This is a genomic window from Shewanella sp. SM71 (assembly GCF_025653905.1).
GTDB lineage: Bacteria > Pseudomonadota > Gammaproteobacteria > Enterobacterales > Shewanellaceae > Shewanella > Shewanella oncorhynchi.
The window spans coordinates 348,423-366,358 of the sequence record NZ_JAKKRW010000001.1; the positions used below are offsets into that span (position 1 = coordinate 348,423).

Sequence of the window (17,936 nt, forward strand, 5' to 3'; positions counted from 1 at the left end):
TGTTCTAAGGTAAATGCGTTAATTGCAACTTTATATTAACAGATGTTTAGGCTGGATTGATTGGGTTTTCAGGCAGGCAGTTATTATCAGGTAATGAGTTCATCACGCGAAAATCTTTTAAATTAATATTGAGTGGCAGGTCTGTTTGTAACTGTGCGAGCTTATAGCTGAGTCTTGCCATCTCCTTACCTTCGGCAAGTTTTTTGGCTTGTTTAGCACCTAAGTTAGATAGCGATGAAAACAAGGTTGGTAAGCTTCTAAAGGTTTTCAATAATTCGGCGGCTGATTTAGGGCCTATGCCTGCAATTCCGGGAATTTTATTACCGCTATCGCCCGCTAATGCCATCAAGTCGAGAAATTGACTGCGTTCGACACCGAGTTTTTGTTCCAATACAGCGATATCTAAGTACTGCTGATTAAAGTGATCCCACTGGCTGATTTGGCGATGATTGAGCTGACTAAAACCTTTGTCGGTGGACACAATTATGGCTTCACCCTGCGCTTTGGCGGTTTTTATCGCTAGAGTGGCAATCACATCATCGGCTTCAGCCGCCGCATAAATAGAGCCAATGTTCATCATGGTTAAGTGATCTTGCAGCGCAGCAAGGCCTTTTGCCAGCGGCTCCGGCATAGGTTTACGGCCTTTCTTGTAATCGGGGTAAAGCTGTTTACGCCATGAGACTTCATCCCCATCCCACACGATAGCTACATGGGTTGGGCGATGCACACGCAGCAGTTTAGTGCACGCTAAACTGACGCGCTCTGTGAGGCTTTGCATATCGGATTCATTGGGGATCGCCGCATAGATGCGGCGAACCAAGTTGAGACCATCGATGATTAAAAACTTGTTCATGGGGTGTTGTTGCTTCGCTCTCTATTTCACTATTTGATAGCAAGGAATATAGGCGCTTCCAGGAAGCTTCATTCTTTGTTGTTGTACAAATGCACTTAAGAGTTTATCCATCATATCCATGAGCTTAGGATCGCCTTTTAATTGGAAGGGGCCATCACGCTCTATGTGCTTGATTGTTTCCGACTTGACGTTACCCGCCACTATACCCGAAAACGCTTTACGCAGGTTGGCGGCAAGTTCGGCTTTGTTGGTTTGGAAGTGTAGATCTAAGTTTGCCATCACTTCGTGGCTTGGGATAAAAGGTAACTGAAACTCAGACTCAATCTTCAGTGCCCACTGATATTGGTAAGCATCACCTGTTGAGCGGCGATAGGCTTTTACTTGCTCCATTCCTTGCTTCATGATGCGTGCCACTTCAGTGGGATTATCAATGATAATTTGGTACTTTTTCTGAGCTTCGGGTCCTAAGGTTGAGGCAATAAACTCATCAATCTTAATGAAGTAATCTGCGCTCTCCGTTGGGCCTGTGAGTATCAGCGGGAAAGGCGTTTGTTGGTTTTCTTCGTTAAGTAAAATACCCAATATATAGAGCAATTCTTCAGCCGTGCCAGCACCGCCAGGGAAGATAATAATGCCGTGGCCTAAGCGCACGAAAGCTTCGAGGCGCTTTTCTATATCGGGTAAGATCACCAGTTCATTGACAATTTGATTCGGTGGTTCGGCGGCAATAATACTTGGTTCAGTTAAACCAATATATCGTGCATTTTTAATCCGTTGTTTGGCATGACCTATCGCCGCACCTTTCATCGGACCTTCCATCGCGCCAGGACCACAGCCAGTACAAATATCTAATTCCCTCAGGCCAAGTTGATAACCTACCTCACGTGTGTACTGGTATTCGCTGGCATTAATACTGTGTCCTCCCCAACAGACGACCACATTAGGGTCTTTCATCGGTGCTATCGCCCGCGCATTACGCAGAATATCAAACACCACATTGGTGATATGGTGGGCATTGGTCAGATTAATGTGTTTTAGTGAGTCATATCTATCACTGATATAAAGGATATCGCGTAAGACTGAGAATAGATGTTCTTGAATTCCCGTGATAATTTGACCATCGACAAAGGCTTGTTCGGGGGGGTTGATCAGTTCTAATTTTACACCACGCTCCCGTTGTAGAACGTTGATGTCGAAATCATGGTATTGCTCGAATAGGGCTTTAGAGTTGTCGGTTTTTAAACCCGCGGCAAGCACTGCTAAGGAGCAGTTGCGGTACAGTTGGTATAGGGCACTTTTGGCACTATTTTTGAGTCGATCAACTTCAAGTTGCGAAAGCTGATCCATGCTGCCTTTTGGGCTGACTTTTACTATCATTTACCACTCCTTCGTCATGACAGGAGTGATTAGAGGAGGCGTATAGTGGGGCTTAATTATACGTCAATCACAACCCTGTCTCTGCTTTCGTGTTTCGCTTTGTAGAGTGCTGCATCGGCGCGTTCAAAGGTCTCATGTATGAGTTCACTTCCCATAACTTGCGCAGCCCCTATAGATACTGTAACTGTAATTCTCTGATTTTTAAATTTAAATGGAATATTTTTTACTTTCTCGCGCACTCTGTTTAAAAGTTGAGCGATATCAGCAGGGGCCACATCAGGTAATAGCAGTACAAATTCTTCACCGCCATAGCGGGCTACAAATTCTGTATCTCGCAGGGAGTTTTTCAATGCCATTGCTATAACTTGCAAGGTTTTATCACCTGTGCTGTGACCAAAACTGTCGTTGATGGTTTTGAAGTGATCGATATCGGCAACGGCAACCCACAACGGGGACTTATGTCGTTGATAGTTACGGTATTCTAGCTCCATGCGCTCTTCTAATGCCGCACGGTTAGGCAATTGAGTTAAGCTGTCGAGTAAGTTGAGTTTTTGTTGTTCAAACAAACGCTCTTTGTAGGTGTTAGCCTCACTACTTAACTCATTAAGCTCTTTGCGCATTGTCTCCATCGACTTGCGCAGCAGAGCTTGCTCTCTTTGCTCTAGGGCTTCTTTACGGGCTAATGCCGAGCGGATAGAGTTAAGTTGCTCTGTTAGTTGAGCTTTAAGGTCAACGACGTCTTCCACATCGATAATGATTTCACCGGCGTTGTCGACGCGGGTGTTAATCTCACGATTTAGCTGGGTTTTTAATTGGAAGCTACGTTGATTGTGATTGTAAGATTCGCTCACCACCTCACGCACCGCGGTTAAGGCATCATTGAGTGCAAACAAAAACTCTTGGGATGCCGATTTCTCGCGGGCGATGTTATCAAGCAATAATGCTAAAATGGTTTGGTAGGCTTCGAGCAAGCTATCAACTTCAATCTCAGAAGAGAGTACTTCTTTGATCACTAATACTTGGTCACGTTGATCTTTACGGAACTCGATTTCCGAAATCATCTGCGCCAGCTCATGGGCTAGTTGCCTGTGCTTTGGTAAGACATCAAGTTTTTCAGATTCGCTAAATTGTAGCTGTAATATGGTTTCGTAGAAGCCAATGATTTGCTTAACTTTAGGTATATATTCCCACACAGTATGAAAAGGTTTAGCCAGATCTTGCTTGAAGTAATTGACTTCTTTTTTGAGCTTTTCAGGTGCAGAGTTAACGCGTTGGATCTGACGGATCACCTGTGACAAACCAGTACGACTCTCTTCGAGTTGTACCATCACATGGTGATATTGGCCTTTTAGCAGGCGCTCGACATCAACTAATTCTGGCAATGCCTCATCGACTCGCTCAAACGTATTTAAGTTATGGCGAAGTTTGGCGAGTTTATTATCCAGCTCAAGATTTTGCCCTTTACAGGCGAGGCTTAAGTGACCAATAAATTGGAGTAATGTCTGTAACTTTGCATTTCTATCTTCATTAACTTCATCAAGGGCAAGTTTGGCCGAATGGAGTTTCTGTTGCAGCAAGGCAAGTTGTGAAACTGTAGCGCTTGAATCCTTCATCCTGAGTATTGTCCTAACTCTGCAAGGCTAAAAAACATGACCATCCTATGTCCAGATTAGCTGTTAACTCATATGATACTAATGTTATAACACTGGGCGTAGAGTGCAAATGCGATTTACCAGTGACTCTGTGATTAATTACCGATATTGATCAAATATTTTCCAGTAATTGCCTATCTTGGTTATTTTCCCAGCAAGGCCAGCGAATATCCTCTTTATTGCCGTTGGTCTCTAATCTGATTAATCCACGCTCAATGCCTTTTTCAAGGTGCAAAAATAACGGGTTTGCAAATAAGCTCAAAGGAACAAAGTCGAGGGCTCTGAGAGCGACATAATAGTCGTTATTACCACCTAAACTACGGGCACAGGCAAGCGCCATCTGCACTGTTTCAAATTTTAATTTCGCGGCCATTTTAATTTCTGATTTCGCTAAAAGTGGCAAATGCGCAAAGCCAAGACGGAAATGATGTGTGATTTGCTGTTGATCGAGTTTCAGGCGTACTTGGCTGAGTATTTGTGTCGGCTCAATAGGTTGCGTGAAACGAACCGCAAATACCCCTTGGCGTACCACATAAACAGATGCTGCGAGTGCATCCGTTAGATGATTGGCAATTTGCGCTGTTACTGCATCACTAAAATATTGGCCATAGTCCAGATCCGCCGTAAGTTGGGTGGGGAAGGCGATAATCGCGAGTGCCGTTGTGGATTCCTGACTTTGATTATGGCTTAAATGTGCTAATAATGCGGCATATCCTAAATTGTGAGTGAAGGGTTCCTGTAGCGTTAATTGAGTTAATGCCGCGTTTTTAGCTGTTATTTTGCGACGATTTTGTAGCATGAAAATAATCACGAGCAGCAAGAGTCCGGCAATAAGGCTGCAAATGAGCAGTAGCGTGTGAGTGTTGTTGCTTTCTTTCACTGTCTCAACGAGTTTTCCCTGTAGCATGTTGAGCTCAAGTTTAAGTTGTTGCTCTGCAAGGGCAGAGGCCGACACTGGGGAGTCTTTATCTGTCTCAGCTGGCTTTTTACCTAGCTCAATGATACGGGCTTGGGCATCGATGGTTTTTGATAATTCACCTAATTTTTGCGCCGCCGAGGCGATAAGGGTGAGTGCGGATTTTTGTTCATCGACCAGTTTTAAATCGACCGCGAGTGCTAATGCGATATCGGCATGGGCCATCATCAGCGGCCAATCTTGGTTGGTTTGGGCGATTTCACCAATTAAGAGTTCGTTATAAACTTGATAGTGATGGCTTTGTTTTTCTTTGAATATTTGATTGGCCATCAGTAAATATTTTAGGGCGTTAACATTGTCTTTAATATTTGAGTAGGCTTGTCCTAAATTATGGAAATTAAGCCCCTGTGCGATGTAGTTACCGCGTTTTGCATCTAATTGCTGGGCATTTAGGTAGTAATCAATCGCTTTATGCCAATCCCCTTGTTCGCCATAGACCATAGCGATCACTGTCATACAACTTGAAAGATAAGTGTCATTGCCCATCTTTTTAAAGCCAGCCGCGGCTTCATGAGCGTTTTTAAGCGCTTCATCCCACTGCTTTAAGTCACGGTATACCTTAGAAAGTTGCAATTGCAGATTGGTTTTCATTGAAGGGTAATTAGAACGATTGGAGATCCGAATCGCTTCACTATAATGCTGTAGTGATTTTGTAAGCTGCTGATTAAAATTGTAATAAAAGCCAAGCCTCGCTTCAGCCGCCGCGATTAAGTAATCGTTTCTGAGTTTATAGGCAATGTCGCGGTATGTGTGGAAGTGCATCAGTGCAGGCACTTCCTGGCGGATCAATAAATGTAAGCCACCTAGATGTTCATGAATATTGTGTTTAAGAATCAATGCTTCGATGTCATAGCTGTCGTTGATGCGGGTGAGCGCTTCGTTATAAAGACCAATCGCTTCTTGATATTTCTGTTCCGTACGGCCAAGGTAACGGCCATTTAACATGGCGACCATGGCAAGTTCATAGGGCGATTGCGCCGCAGTCGATAGGAGTTCAATCAAGCTTTTTGCGTTTTGAAAATCGACCTTGGTTTTAACGTTCGGCTCCATATTGAGGCGGGCCAGTAAATACAAAATCTGTTCAAATTCGAGTGGATTGTAGCCTTGTTCTTGGGCTGCGCGCTCAAATTGGTCACGGTTTTGAAATGCGAGGGGAAAGGAAATCGTTTTGTTGAGCGCATCATACATTTGCTGCGGTGATTCTCTTAACTCAACCTCATCCGCTTCGAGATCTCGGCTTTGGACTGTAAAAGGCAGTGACAGCAACAAAGTAAATAAAATAACCGTGAGTTTTTGCATTTGAACTGTGATTCCTCATTCCTTTAGTCAAGGAACTTATTTTGTTAGCTTTTGTTAGCGCCTAATGAGGATGCTACATCGACTTGTTATACTTGGAAAAATCATAAGAAGCATAATAACAGAAGGAAGCAAGAGTGAAACCCAACAGACTATCAATCTTGATATTAAGCGCATTATTTTCGGGTCAAGTATTGGCCGATGTGAAATACCAAATCGACCTTATTAAACCCGAACACCATATTGCCCAAGTGAGTGTCACTTTTCCTGAAGTGAAGACGAACGATTTTACGGTGAATCTCCCTGTGTGGCGGACGGGCAAATATCAAGTATTGCCTTTGGCCGATGGTGTGCGCTTATTTAGTGCTAAAGATAGTCAAGGTCATGAACTGCAATGGAAGCGCACCGCGAGCGGTGAATGGCAAGTGGCGCTCACGCAGCCAACCCGTGTTACCGTCAGTTATCAATTGTATGCTAATGAATTAGGCCAAAGGGTGCGCCATATTGACGCGAGCCATGCCTATTTAGATGCTAGCGGTGTGTTCATGTACAGTCCGCAATTTCGCTCTGAACCAATATCCGTAGAATTAAAAGTACCTAAAAATTGGCAAAGTTACTCTGGGATGTCATCGGGTAAAGCCGCTCATTCCTTTATTGCCCCTAATTATGATGTGTTGATCGACTCCCCGATTGAAACTGGTGTGAGTACCCATAAACAATTTAGTGCTAATGGTAAAAACTATGAATTGGTGTTTTGGGGGGAAGGTAACTATGACACGGATAAAATAGTAAAAGATCTTAAAGCCTTAAGCGGTCAAGCCAAGGTGATTTGGGATGATTATCCTTTTGATCGTTATGTTTATATGGTACATGCAACGAGTGGTGCCAGTGGTGCGACTGAACATTTAAACTCTACTGTCATTCAGCTGCCGCGCTTTAGTTTCCGTGAACGCAAGGACTACCTGCGCTTTATTAGCACGGCATCCCATGAGTTTATCCATACCTGGAACGTGAAGGCTTATCGTCCCGAGGGATTAGTTCCCTACGATTATCAACATGAAAACATGACGGAATTACTGTGGATGGCTGAAGGTTCTACCAGTTATTTTCAAGATCAGTTGCTGTTGCGGGCTGGAGTCATAACAGTTAAAGAGTTCCTCGAAGATTTAGCCAAGCGCGTCGAGAAAAACCAACTCAATCCAGGTCGTGAAACTCAATCTGTGGCAGAGGCGAGTGCAGGGGAGTGGAGCAGCATCGGTGGCGATTATGCTATTAACCACAGTGTAAATATTTACTCAGAGGGTTACTTAACCTCTTTAGCCTTAGATTTTTCATTACTGCAAGACTCCGAACTTAAGTATTCATATCGCGATGTGCACCGTCGTTTATATCAAGAACATCGCGTACCAAAAGGCTATGGTGTTAGTGATGTTCAGTATATTCTTAAAGACTTATCCGGCAAAGATTATGCACCTTGGTGGCAAGCCAATGTGAATCGTCCCATGAGTTTAGATTTCCCAGAGTTATTATCACAGGCAGGGTTAAATCTGTCCTATGGTAAAGATTCAAAAGCTGAGGCATTTGCGGGAATGACCTTGAGGAGTACCCATGGCTCTTTAGTGTTAGACCAAGTGTTGCGTAATGGTCCTGCTTGGCAAGCGGGCATAGTTGCGGGGGATGAAGTATTAGCGATTAATGGTCTCAAGGTGACTGCTGCGGGTTTCTATAAGCGCATCAAAGACTTTAAGGTTGGCGATAGTGTAGAGGTGGTATTATTTAGCAACGATAAAATCAAGCACGTACAGCTCATCCTTGGCGAGCAGCAAAGCGGTAAGCTAGTGCTCAAGGGGGATGCAAAAGCGACTAAACAGCAAAAAGCTTTCTTCAAGACTTGGTTAGGCATTGATTGGCCGTTTGACAATAAAGGCGAGTTAGCGATTAAAGCTTAATGTGGTTAGGGCTTCATCTTTAGCATTTAAATGCCTTTGTCTTAAAGCCACCTAAAGTGAAATCGTCATAAAAAAGGCGCAACCATTATTTTGATGGGGGCGCCTTTTCTTATCTTGTACGGCTCAGTCTAACAAGCGAGTCGTAGCTCTCGTCTGCTTAACGAGTTTTGCTTAAACTTGTGCGTCTTCGAGTCCACCAAGGGCGGCCACGAGTGCATGCATCAAGGCGACTAACTCGCTGCCCATTAGGGCAAAGTCTGCATCTAAACGGGCCATAGGATCGTCAGTGCCGACTTCATCGTTCCCTGCTCTAAACTCTTCAGAGAATTTAAGGCGCTTCACGCTGGCATCTGATTGCAATAATAGTGCAATCGATTGGCCGAAATGCAGCGCTAACTTGTGTACTTGCTTACCTGTTGCTAAGTGAGCTAACACTTCGTCTTCTTTCAAATCCTGCTGCTTAAAGCGCACAATTCCGCCTTCATCAGCTTCAGATTTTAGCTCGGCTTCGTCTTGCATTTCAAAGGGTAATGGCGCGCTGCCAAGTTTTAACCATTCAGTTAAATTGGATTCGACTGGCGCTTTAAAGCTCAGTGGGATCACAGGTAAACTGCCGAGAGCTTTACGTAATAACGCTAATAATTCTTCGGCCTTAGTGGCACTTGAACTATCAACGAGGATCATTTCTAGCTCAGGCAAAATCAAGGCGTGGGTTTGGCTTCGGCGCGAGAAAGCGCGTGGCAGCAGGCTAGTGATGATTTCATCTTTTAGCGCATCTTTTTCTTTTTTCGCCAGTTTACGATTTTCTTCATCTTCAATGAGAGCCACTTTTTCTTCTAAGGCTTCTTTGATGACTTGGCCTGGCAGAATTTTCTCTTCTTTAGTCACGCAGATCAGATGGCGATTGTCAGCGCTATGGACCAAAGAACTGCCTTTTTTGCCTAACGCATTTGAGAAACCAAATTTACTGACATCTTGGCTTGAGCAGGGGGAAAAAGTGAAATCGGCCAACGCAGTTTCTAGCGCTTCGGTTTCGACGGCAAAAGGTTTATTGAAACGATAAAGAGTAAGATTTTTAAACCACATAAGAGGCGCCCATTGAAAATTAAAGTGGCAGTTTACGGCATAGTTTGGGCGGGGTAAACCTGTGTTCAATAGCTGATTTTTAACTGAGGATCAGAATTCATTAAACTGTAACATAATAATTAGCTTAGCTGCAGCCCGCATTTTTACTGGGTTTTATGCCTGGCTTCGCGTCAGCTTTTTTGCACGCCAACGTTAATGGTCACAATTGAAATAAAATTGAAACACATTCATTGCAAACTTTCGGTCGTTCCAAACCAATAACCAAGACGAACATAACGTCGAAAGGATTAAATGATGAACGTTTTTTGTAAAACTCTACTTGCTTCTGCGCTAGCTTCTGCAACTCTGGCTTCAGCTAATGCCGCTGAGCCACTGACTGTTTATGGTAAGTTGAATGTCACTGCTCAATCAAATGATGAGAAAGGTGATGCTACAACAACTATTCAAAGTAATGCTTCTCGTTTTGGTGTGAAGGGTGATTTTGCGCTGTCTAGCTCGCTGGAAGCTTTCTACACAGTGGAATATCAAGTTGATACAGGTGCAGCATCAAGCGATAACTTTACTGCACGTAACCAATTTGTTGGTTTGAAAGGCGCATTTGGTTCGTTCTCTGTGGGTCGTAATGATACCTTGTTGAAAATTTCTCAAGGTGATGTTGATCAGTTTAACGACCTTTCAGGTGACTTAGGTAAGCTGTTCAAGGGTGAAGTTCGCGCTGCTCAAACGGCGACTTACCTTACGCCTTCCTTTGGTGATTTTGTATTTGGTGTTACCTATGTTGCCGAAGGAAATGATGTAAAAGGTCAATTTGCTCAAGATGGCTTTAGCTTAGCGGCCATGTATGGTGATGCGAAACTGAAGAAAACACCCGTTTATGCATCTCTTGCTTATGACTCAGATGTGTCTGGATATGAGATTGTTCGTGCCAGCTTACAAGCTAAGTTAGCCGGTATTAAACTGGGTGGTATGTACCAGCAACAAGAGCAAACCTATAAATTTGATTCTGCAACGTCGATGCCAGTTGAAGTCACTGCAGAAAGTGCTAACGGCTATCTATTAAGCGCTGCCTATGATATCGATGCTGTTACTTTAAAAGCTCAGTTCCAAGATATGGAAGAACTTGGTGATTCATGGTCGGTAGGTGCAGACTACAGCTTAGGTAAGCCAACTAAACTATTCGCTTTCTACACGAACCGTTCGTTAGAAGCGTCTACAGATGATGACAAATACATTGGTGTTGGCTTAGAACACAAATTCTAAATCTAGCATTAAAACTCAATTAAGGAGGCATATAGCCTCCTTTTTTATTGCTATAAACAAACAGTTATATAAACTTATTATGACAAATATTACTACTATATGGCTCAAGCGGCGTGCTTATTCATAAATCTGTAATAAAAATGACTAATAATAGCCGTGTTGACATTCACTGACAGAAAATCACTTATGACTGCAAGGATATTGATAGTAGAAGACGAGTTGGCCATCCGCGAGATGCTGACTTTTGTAATGGAACAGCATGGGTTTACCACCTCTGCGGCGGAAGATTTTGATTCGGCCATTGCGCTGCTAAAGGAGCCTTACCCCGATCTGATTTTATTGGATTGGATGTTTCCTGGCGGAAGTGGTATTCAATTGGCGAAACGCTTAAAGCAAGATGAGTTTACGCGCCAAATTCCGATCATTATGTTAACCGCCCGCGGTGAAGAGGAAGATAAAGTCAAAGGCCTCGAAGTTGGCGCCGATGATTACATCACTAAACCTTTTTCCCCTAAAGAGCTGGTCGCACGTATTAAAGCCGTATTGCGTCGCAGTGCACCGACTCGTTTAGAAGAAACCATTGATGTACAGGGCTTAATGCTCGATCCTGTGAGTCACAGGGTGAGTGTGGGTGAAACTGTATTAGATATGGGCCCAACCGAATTTCGTTTATTACACTTTTTCATGACCCATCCTGAGCGTGTTTACAGCCGTGAACAGCTACTCGATAATGTGTGGGGCACCAATGTGTATGTTGAAGACAGAACCGTTGACGTGCATATCAGACGCCTTCGTAAAGCCGTTGAAGAGTCTGGTCATGACCGCTTGATCCAAACGGTTCGTGGCGCTGGTTATCGTTTCTCTACACGCATTTAGTGCTGAATAACTGTTAGGCACAAGTTAGCTTTTACGCTATCTTGTGCTCCTCTTATTTAGCCTGATGTTTGGGTTTATTTATGTCTGACTCTTATTCAGGGTATCGGTTGTTTACGCGCTTAGGTTTATATCTACTGCTTTGCGCGCTAATAGGTTTATTGGTAGGGAAACTTCTCTGGATACTCTTTATCGGCACGCTAGGGTTAGTTTGCTGGCATTACCGACAATTATCACGGCTTAACTTTTGGTTATGGCGGGATAGGAAACTCACGCCGCCGCAGGGCAGTGGGAGCTGGGAAGGTGTATTTAACGGTATTTATCGCCTTCAAGGGAAGAATCGTCGACGAGTCGGTCAACTGGCCGCACTGCTGGCACGATTTCGTCAAGGTGCTGAGGCGTTACCCGATGCCGCTGTCGTGCTTGATTCAGAGCATAATATTTTATGGTGTAACAAGTTAGCGCAACTCATTCTCGGTTTTGTGTGGCCACAGGATAATGGTCAACGAATCGATAATTTAATTCGTCATCCTGATTTTTCTGCTTACATTAAATCCGCACAATACAAAGAGCCGCTGGAGTTACCTTCGCCGGTATCGGATAGGCGTTTGCTTGAAATCCGTATCATGGCTTACGGTGACAGGCAGTTACTGTTAATTGCGCGGGATATCACTCGTATACGTCAGCTTGAGGGAATGCGAAAAGAGTTTGTCGCGAATGTGTCGCATGAATTAAAAACGCCGCTCACTGTGCTACAGGGTTACCTCGAAATGATGCAAAGCATGGCTGAGCCTGATTCGATGAACGTCAAGCCGTTAGCATTGATGCAGCAGCAGACACGACGAATGCAATCTATGGTCGAACAGCTATTGATGTTATCGCGAATTGAAGATGCGGCTGATATTAACCTCGAAAACACTGTGAATATGACGCAGTTGATGGAGGTGCTCAAGGAGGAAGCTAAGGCGCTGGCACAAGATAAGTATGAGTTGAGTTTCTATTGTGAGCCTGGACTTGATTCTCACGGCAATGAATTGCAGCTGAGAAGTGCCTGTTCTAACTTGATTTCTAATGCGATTCGTTACACAGAACCTGGCGGGAAAATTACAGTGCAGTGGTGCAGTGTGGCTACGGGTGCCATCTTTAGCGTAACGGATACGGGTGAAGGTATTGCGGCTCAGCATATTGGTCGATTAACGGAACGCTTTTATCGGGTAGACAGTGCGCGCTCAAGGCAAACCGGTGGTAGTGGTTTAGGTTTAGCGATAGTAAAACATGCGCTTAACCACCATCACAGTAAGCTTAAAATCAGCAGTGAAGTCGGTAAAGGCAGTACTTTTAGCTTTATTATCCCTTTGCATCTTATCGAACGTAAGAAATAGTATGTGTGAGTGAAATATTTACAATAAATAATAAAAACAGGCCATTAGGGCCTGTTTTTATTTCTAGATTTATTGAGTCTTTAATAAATGACAGAAAAAAGCGATAAATAGTGCATTGTCATTTAAGTGTCATATCACGGACATAGAATTGTCATTGTAGCGATTGATACTGGCTGCGTCTGAAGAAACTTAAGTTACAAATTAGTTAGCTTACTACTGGAGCACATAATGAAACTGAAAAAGCTTGTCGGCGCGATTACTCTAACAGCCGCTGGTGTATTCTCTGCCACTGCGATGGCATCGATTGATCCATCTCTGCCTACTTATGAAAAAGCGAGCGGTGTATCTGGCAACTTATCATCTGTAGGATCAGATACCTTAGCCAACATGATGACACTTTGGGCAGAAGAATTTAAACAAATGTACCCTAACGTCAACATTCAGATCCAAGCGGCGGGTTCTTCTACTGCGCCACCAGCGTTGACTGAAGGCACTTCACAGTTCGGTCCTATGAGCCGTAAGATGAAGCCTAATGAAGTTGAAGCGTTCGAAAAGCATTTTGGTTATAAACCAACTGCGATTCGTGTAGCTATCGATGCTTTAGCCGTATTCGTGCACAAAGATAACCCAATCAAAGGCTTAAGCGTTGAGCAAGTTGATGGCATTTTTTCTTCAACTCACAAATGTGGTAGCAGTGACATCCAACGTTGGGGCGATTTAGGCTTAGACGGTAACTGGTCTGCCAAAGACGTTCAACTTTACGGTCGCAACTCAGTATCGGGCACTTACGGTTACTTTAAAGAGCACGCGCTTTGTAAAGGTGACTTTAAAGCTAACGTAAACGAGCAACCTGGTTCAGCTTCTGTTGTGCAATCTGTTTCTCAATCTCTGAATGCGATTGGCTACTCAGGTATCGGTTACAAAACTGCAGGTGTTAAAGCTGTTGCCATCGCTAAGAAAGGCAATGAGTTTATCGAAGCTACAGCTGAAAACGCGGCTAATGGTACTTACCCACTATCACGTTACTTATACGTTTACGTGAACAAGCAACCAAACAAAGACTTAGCACCAATGGAAAAAGAATTCCTGCGTTATGTGTTGTCTAAGCAAGGTCAGCAAGTGGTAGAAAAAGACGGTTATGTACCTGTGCCTAATAGCGTAGTTGCTAAAGATTTAGAGCAAGTAGGTATTCGCTTGTAAGCCAAACGGCTTGTTAATCAAGGACCTCTCAGGAGGTCCTTTTTGTTTTTGTGGTTTTAAATGTGTGATGATGTCAGGTTTAGACCAAATTAAAGACATAAAAAAGCAACCTAAGTAGGTTGCTGTAAATTCCAATTCGGAATCTTGGGACGGTCGCGCTAGAAACCATCTAAAGGAGAATGATGATGAACGAAGAAACTCATTACAAAGATTCGGTTCATAATATCTGACTCAGCATCATCAAATTAGTTCAGGGAAAGTGCGAAATATTTTAAATAATTTTGCATTTTGTTTTTATAAAAAGAGGCTGACTCGATTTTTGCCAAGTTTGCACGTCTCAATTTTAGCTGCTTCTACTGTGACTACCGATAAATCCAGCAAGCTAGAGATAGCTTATTGCAAACTCGGTACCTACACCTAAAGATGAACTGTTACAAAAAACTTGTTCCTAAGGAGCTCTAGAGTTCAGTTACGATTTGCCTCTGAGTAAATTTGCAGTCGATAATACCTCCCAATGATTAGTGATAAGTTATCAAGCCCGTCACCACAGCAAGGTAACTCATAACTCACTATTTAGAACATACCGCTCAAAACTTGAATATCGAGGCGACAGTGTTGCAAGCAACTAAGAGTACATTAGCTGATGTAGCCCCTTGGGATTTAGCCCGAGATTACCATTCTTTTGCGAATACCGAACAAGTGCAAGTGACCCATGTCTCTTTGGATGTCATGGTGGATTTTGACGCGCAGCGTCTTTTCGCTAAAGCGACGCTGTCCTTGGATTTTCTTGAGTGTGATGTAACAGAGCTTTGGCTTGATAGTCGAGATCTAACCATACTTGCTGTGACTTGCTTTAATGCTACAGAGGGGGTGAATGCATTAACAGAAATGGATGAAGCACCGCTCGACTTTGTGCTTAATGAAGCTGACCCCATACTCGGGCAAAAATTGTGTATCACGTTACCAGAATCTCCATGCAAGCAGGTTTGTATTCACTATCAAACCTCGCCGTCCGCCCAAGGATTACAGTGGCTAGCGCCTGAGCAAACCGCGGGTAAACAGTTACCTTACCTCTTTAGTCAATCGCAACCGATCAATGCCCGCAGTTGGATCCCATTACAAGATACGCCTAAGGCGCGGATCACTTTTGATGCTAAGGTGCAAGTGCCCAAAGGCATGCGCGCCGTTATGAGCGCGATGAATCATCCCGATACGCCACTTAATGGTGTGTTTCACTTTGAGATGGAACAGCCTATTCCGACCCATTTAATGGCGTTGGCTGTGGGTGATATTGCCTTTCAAGCGATAGGTCCAAGATGCGGCGTGTATACCGAGCCGAGCATGTTAGTGGCCGCCGCAAAAGAGTTTGAAGATACTGAAAATATGCTCGATGTTGCTGAGTCATTGTTAGGTCCTTACGTATGGGGCCGCTATGACATGATTATCTTGCCGCCGAGTTTCCCATTCGGTGGAATGGAAAACTCGGCGTTTAGCCTTTTTAACGCCCACACTCATCGCCGGCGATAAAAGCTTAGTGTCAACCGTTGCCCATGAGTTAGCACATTCTTGGACGGGCAATTTGGTCAGTAATGCGACTTGGCGTGATCTCTGGTTAAACGAAGGTTTCACGACCTATTTTACTAACCGTATTGTCGAGGCTGTCTACGGAAAAGAACAGGCAGAATTAGAATGGGTAATAGAGTTTGGTCGCTTAAAAGAAGAAATAGCGTCTTTGCCTAAGGGTAAGCAAACTTTACCCGCTAATGTGCAGCAGGACGATCCTAATCTTGCCTTTAATCGTTTTACTTATGATAAGGCTTCGATGTTTGTCCATGATTTAGAGCGCAGGCTAGGGCGAGTAGAATTTGATAAATTTTTACTCACTTATGTGAATCATTTTGCGTTTAAAGCCATTACCACCGAAGTGTTTGTCGAGTACGCAAAACAAACTTTACTGCAATTACATGCAGATAAAATCACTGAAGCTGAACTATTAACGTGGATTTATGGTGAAGGCTTACCTAAGGGCTATTGCGGACCAACATCCATGAGTTTAGATAAAGTCGATGATGCGCTGGCGTGTTTTTTACAGGGAACAGCAGCGGGCCGATTAAGCGTTAAAGATTGGCGAGTGCACCATTGGCAATATTTTCTGACCCAATTACCTGAAGTCGTTAGTCAAGTTCAATTGATGGATCTGGATGAGACCTTCCAATTAACCCAATCGACTAATGCAGAAATTGCCTGTGATTGGTTTCGAGTCGCGATTCGTAATCATTATGATCCTGTGTTGCCGGCATTAAGTGCCTATTTAGTGCGTATTGGACGCGGTAAATTTGTACGGCCACTCTATGCTGAGTTACAAATTGCGGGATATCACTCTGAATTAAAAGACATCTATACAAAGGCGCGTGCAGGCTATCATCCTTCGATTCAAGTTCAATTGGACAAATCACTCAGCTTATAGAAATTTAGGTAAAAAAAATGGCAACCTATGGGTTGCCACAAAGAAATCAGTGTGGGATACAAATAGAATTCAATGCGCTAGCGTGTTTTCTATTGTGTCCCAAAAGGGAGATGATGATGAACGACCAACCAATTCGACTCAATGCGATAAAACAGAAACTGTGTCATTTGAGTGCATGAAACTGCGACTTCACATATTTCATTCTCAAGGTGCATTTAATCTTATCCGTTAATCCTTACCTATACTCAGAGTCGCCATTTTTAATTAAGTTCACTGATATCAGAAAAAAATCTCAAAAAGTTTCAAAAAGATTTTCTGGGACATTTTTCTGGGGAATACTGAGTACTCGCACTTAAGTGTTACATTTGTTTTACATTAAAATCATGGGGATAAAAAATTAAATGCGTGCCAGATTTATTAATCTATGAGCTAGCGTTAGCGCTTGTTGAAATTTGAGCAAAAAAAATGGCAACCTAAGGTTGCCACAAGGAAATCAGTGCGGGATACAAATAGAATTCAGTGCGCTAGCGTGTTTTCTATTGTGTCCCAAAAGGGAGATGATGATGAACGACCAACCAATTCGACTCAATGCGATAAAACAGAAACTGTGTCATTTGAGTGCATGAAACTGCGACTTCACATATTTCATTCTCAAGGTGCATTTAATCTTATCCGTTAATCCTTACCTATACTCAGAGTCGCCATTTTTAATTAAGTTCACCGATATCAGAAAAAAGACAAAAAAAGTTTTTGAGAGATATTGAGTGCCCACACTTAGTTGTTACATTTATTTTACATATAAAATAAAGGGATAAAAAAAGGCAACCTAATGGTTGCCTAATGACCTATTCCTAGGTCAAGGGGACTGCGCTAGAAGCCCCAGGGAGATGATGAACATGAAAAAGACATTCACTGTTCAATACATTTGAGGGGCCTTGTACGGTTAAAGTTCCATAAAAAATTTAAAATAAATCTAAATTTTTATAAACTGCAAGATTTCAAATAGATAGTGATTAAATTATTTTAGCAAAGCAGCAATTTTACTTTCTAATGCTTCGGGTTTGGTCGTTGATGCAAATCTTTCGATTGCTTCGCCTTGGCGATTAACTAAAAATTTAGTGAAATTCCATTTGATACCTTGAGTGCCTAATACGCCGGGAGCGGCTTTCTTAAGGTATTGATAAAGTGGATGGGTATGTTCGCCATTCACTTCTATTTTAGAAAATAGCGGAAACGTCACGCCAAAATTCAATTCACAAAAGGCTTGAATGCCTTGTTCATCGGCTTTTTCTTGGGCGCCAAATTGATTGCAAGGAAAGCCCAAAATCACTAATCCTTGATCTTTGTATTTTTGATATAGCGTTTCTAATCCTTTGTATTGCGGTGTAAATCCACATTCACTGGCGGTGTTGACGATTAAGAGTACTTTGCCCCGATACTGCTCTAAGCTTACCGCGTTGCCTTGAATGTCTGTTGCTGATTGGCTGTATATATTCGTAGTCATGTTCACCTCCGTAGGATCTTAGCCAAACAGCATAAACCTTAAAACAATTTTCAGCAATATA

The 17,936-nt window shown here is 43.0% G+C and carries 11 protein-coding genes and 1 pseudogene; 6 read left to right on the forward strand and 6 right to left on the reverse strand.

Features of this window, described 5'->3' with window-relative positions:
- Window positions 1–46: 46 nt before the first annotated feature.
- The 4 genes from xni to L5L97_RS01570 all read right to left on the reverse strand — a co-directional run bounded on the left by xni (window position 47) and on the right by L5L97_RS01570 (window position 6,157).
- Entirely contained in the window at window positions 47–853 is an 807-nt protein-coding gene (xni, locus tag L5L97_RS01555; RefSeq protein ID WP_263180915.1) for a flap endonuclease Xni, read from the reverse strand.
- A 21-nt stretch (window positions 854–874) separates the two neighbouring features.
- A complete protein-coding gene (ppnN, locus tag L5L97_RS01560; RefSeq protein WP_263180917.1) occupies window positions 875–2,230 on the reverse strand; it encodes a nucleotide 5'-monophosphate nucleosidase PpnN in 1,356 nt (451 codons plus the stop codon).
- 56 nt (window positions 2,231–2,286) lie between these two features.
- On the reverse strand, window positions 2,287–3,843 hold the full coding sequence (locus tag L5L97_RS01565; RefSeq protein ID WP_113941035.1) for a GGDEF domain-containing protein: 1,557 nt from the start codon (window positions 3,841–3,843) through the stop codon (window positions 2,287–2,289).
- Between the two features lie 151 nt (window positions 3,844–3,994).
- On the reverse strand, window positions 3,995–6,157 hold the full coding sequence (locus L5L97_RS01570) for a tetratricopeptide repeat protein (protein WP_219250139.1): 2,163 nt from the start codon (window positions 6,155–6,157) through the stop codon (window positions 3,995–3,997).
- Window positions 6,158–6,291: 134 nt separating this feature from the next.
- On the opposite strand from L5L97_RS01570, the gene L5L97_RS01575 reads away from it, so the two are divergent.
- The gene (locus L5L97_RS01575) at window positions 6,292–8,103 is read left to right on the forward strand and encodes a M61 family metallopeptidase (protein ID WP_263180918.1); all 1,812 of its coding nucleotides are present in this window, start codon (window positions 6,292–6,294) and stop codon (window positions 8,101–8,103) included.
- A 171-nt stretch (window positions 8,104–8,274) separates the two neighbouring features.
- On the opposite strand, the gene rdgC is transcribed toward L5L97_RS01575, so the two are convergent.
- Window positions 8,275–9,189 (reverse strand): recombination-associated protein RdgC, encoded by a 915-nt coding sequence (rdgC, locus tag L5L97_RS01580; protein WP_113941038.1) that lies wholly within the window; start codon window positions 9,187–9,189, stop codon window positions 8,275–8,277.
- A 291-nt stretch (window positions 9,190–9,480) separates the two neighbouring features.
- Here rdgC and L5L97_RS01585 point away from each other — a divergent pair, with 291 nt between their 5' ends.
- From L5L97_RS01585 to L5L97_RS01605, 5 genes and pseudogenes are all read left to right on the forward strand, one after another.
- On the forward strand, window positions 9,481–10,449 hold the full coding sequence (locus L5L97_RS01585; RefSeq protein WP_168823290.1) for a porin: 969 nt from the start codon (window positions 9,481–9,483) through the stop codon (window positions 10,447–10,449).
- Window positions 10,450–10,635: 186 nt separating this feature from the next.
- Complete coding sequence (phoB, locus tag L5L97_RS01590; RefSeq protein ID WP_006085167.1) at window positions 10,636–11,325, forward strand: phosphate regulon transcriptional regulator PhoB; 690 nt, start codon at window positions 10,636–10,638, stop codon at window positions 11,323–11,325.
- A gap of 80 nt (window positions 11,326–11,405) precedes the next feature.
- A complete protein-coding gene (gene phoR, locus L5L97_RS01595) occupies window positions 11,406–12,704 on the forward strand; it encodes a phosphate regulon sensor histidine kinase PhoR (RefSeq protein ID WP_105249762.1) in 1,299 nt (432 codons plus the stop codon).
- 228 nt (window positions 12,705–12,932) lie between these two features.
- The gene (locus L5L97_RS01600) at window positions 12,933–13,904 is read left to right on the forward strand and encodes a PstS family phosphate ABC transporter substrate-binding protein (protein ID WP_113941039.1); all 972 of its coding nucleotides are present in this window, start codon (window positions 12,933–12,935) and stop codon (window positions 13,902–13,904) included.
- A gap of 612 nt (window positions 13,905–14,516) precedes the next feature.
- A pseudogene (locus L5L97_RS01605) lies at window positions 14,517–16,371 on the forward strand (M1 family metallopeptidase).
- 1,018 nt (window positions 16,372–17,389) lie between these two features.
- Here L5L97_RS01605 and L5L97_RS01610 read toward each other — a convergent pair.
- Window positions 17,390–17,875: a glutathione peroxidase gene (locus L5L97_RS01610; RefSeq protein ID WP_263180919.1), complete on the reverse strand. Its 486-nt coding sequence runs from the start codon at window positions 17,873–17,875 to the stop codon at window positions 17,390–17,392.
- Between the last annotated feature and the right edge of the window lie 61 nt (window positions 17,876–17,936).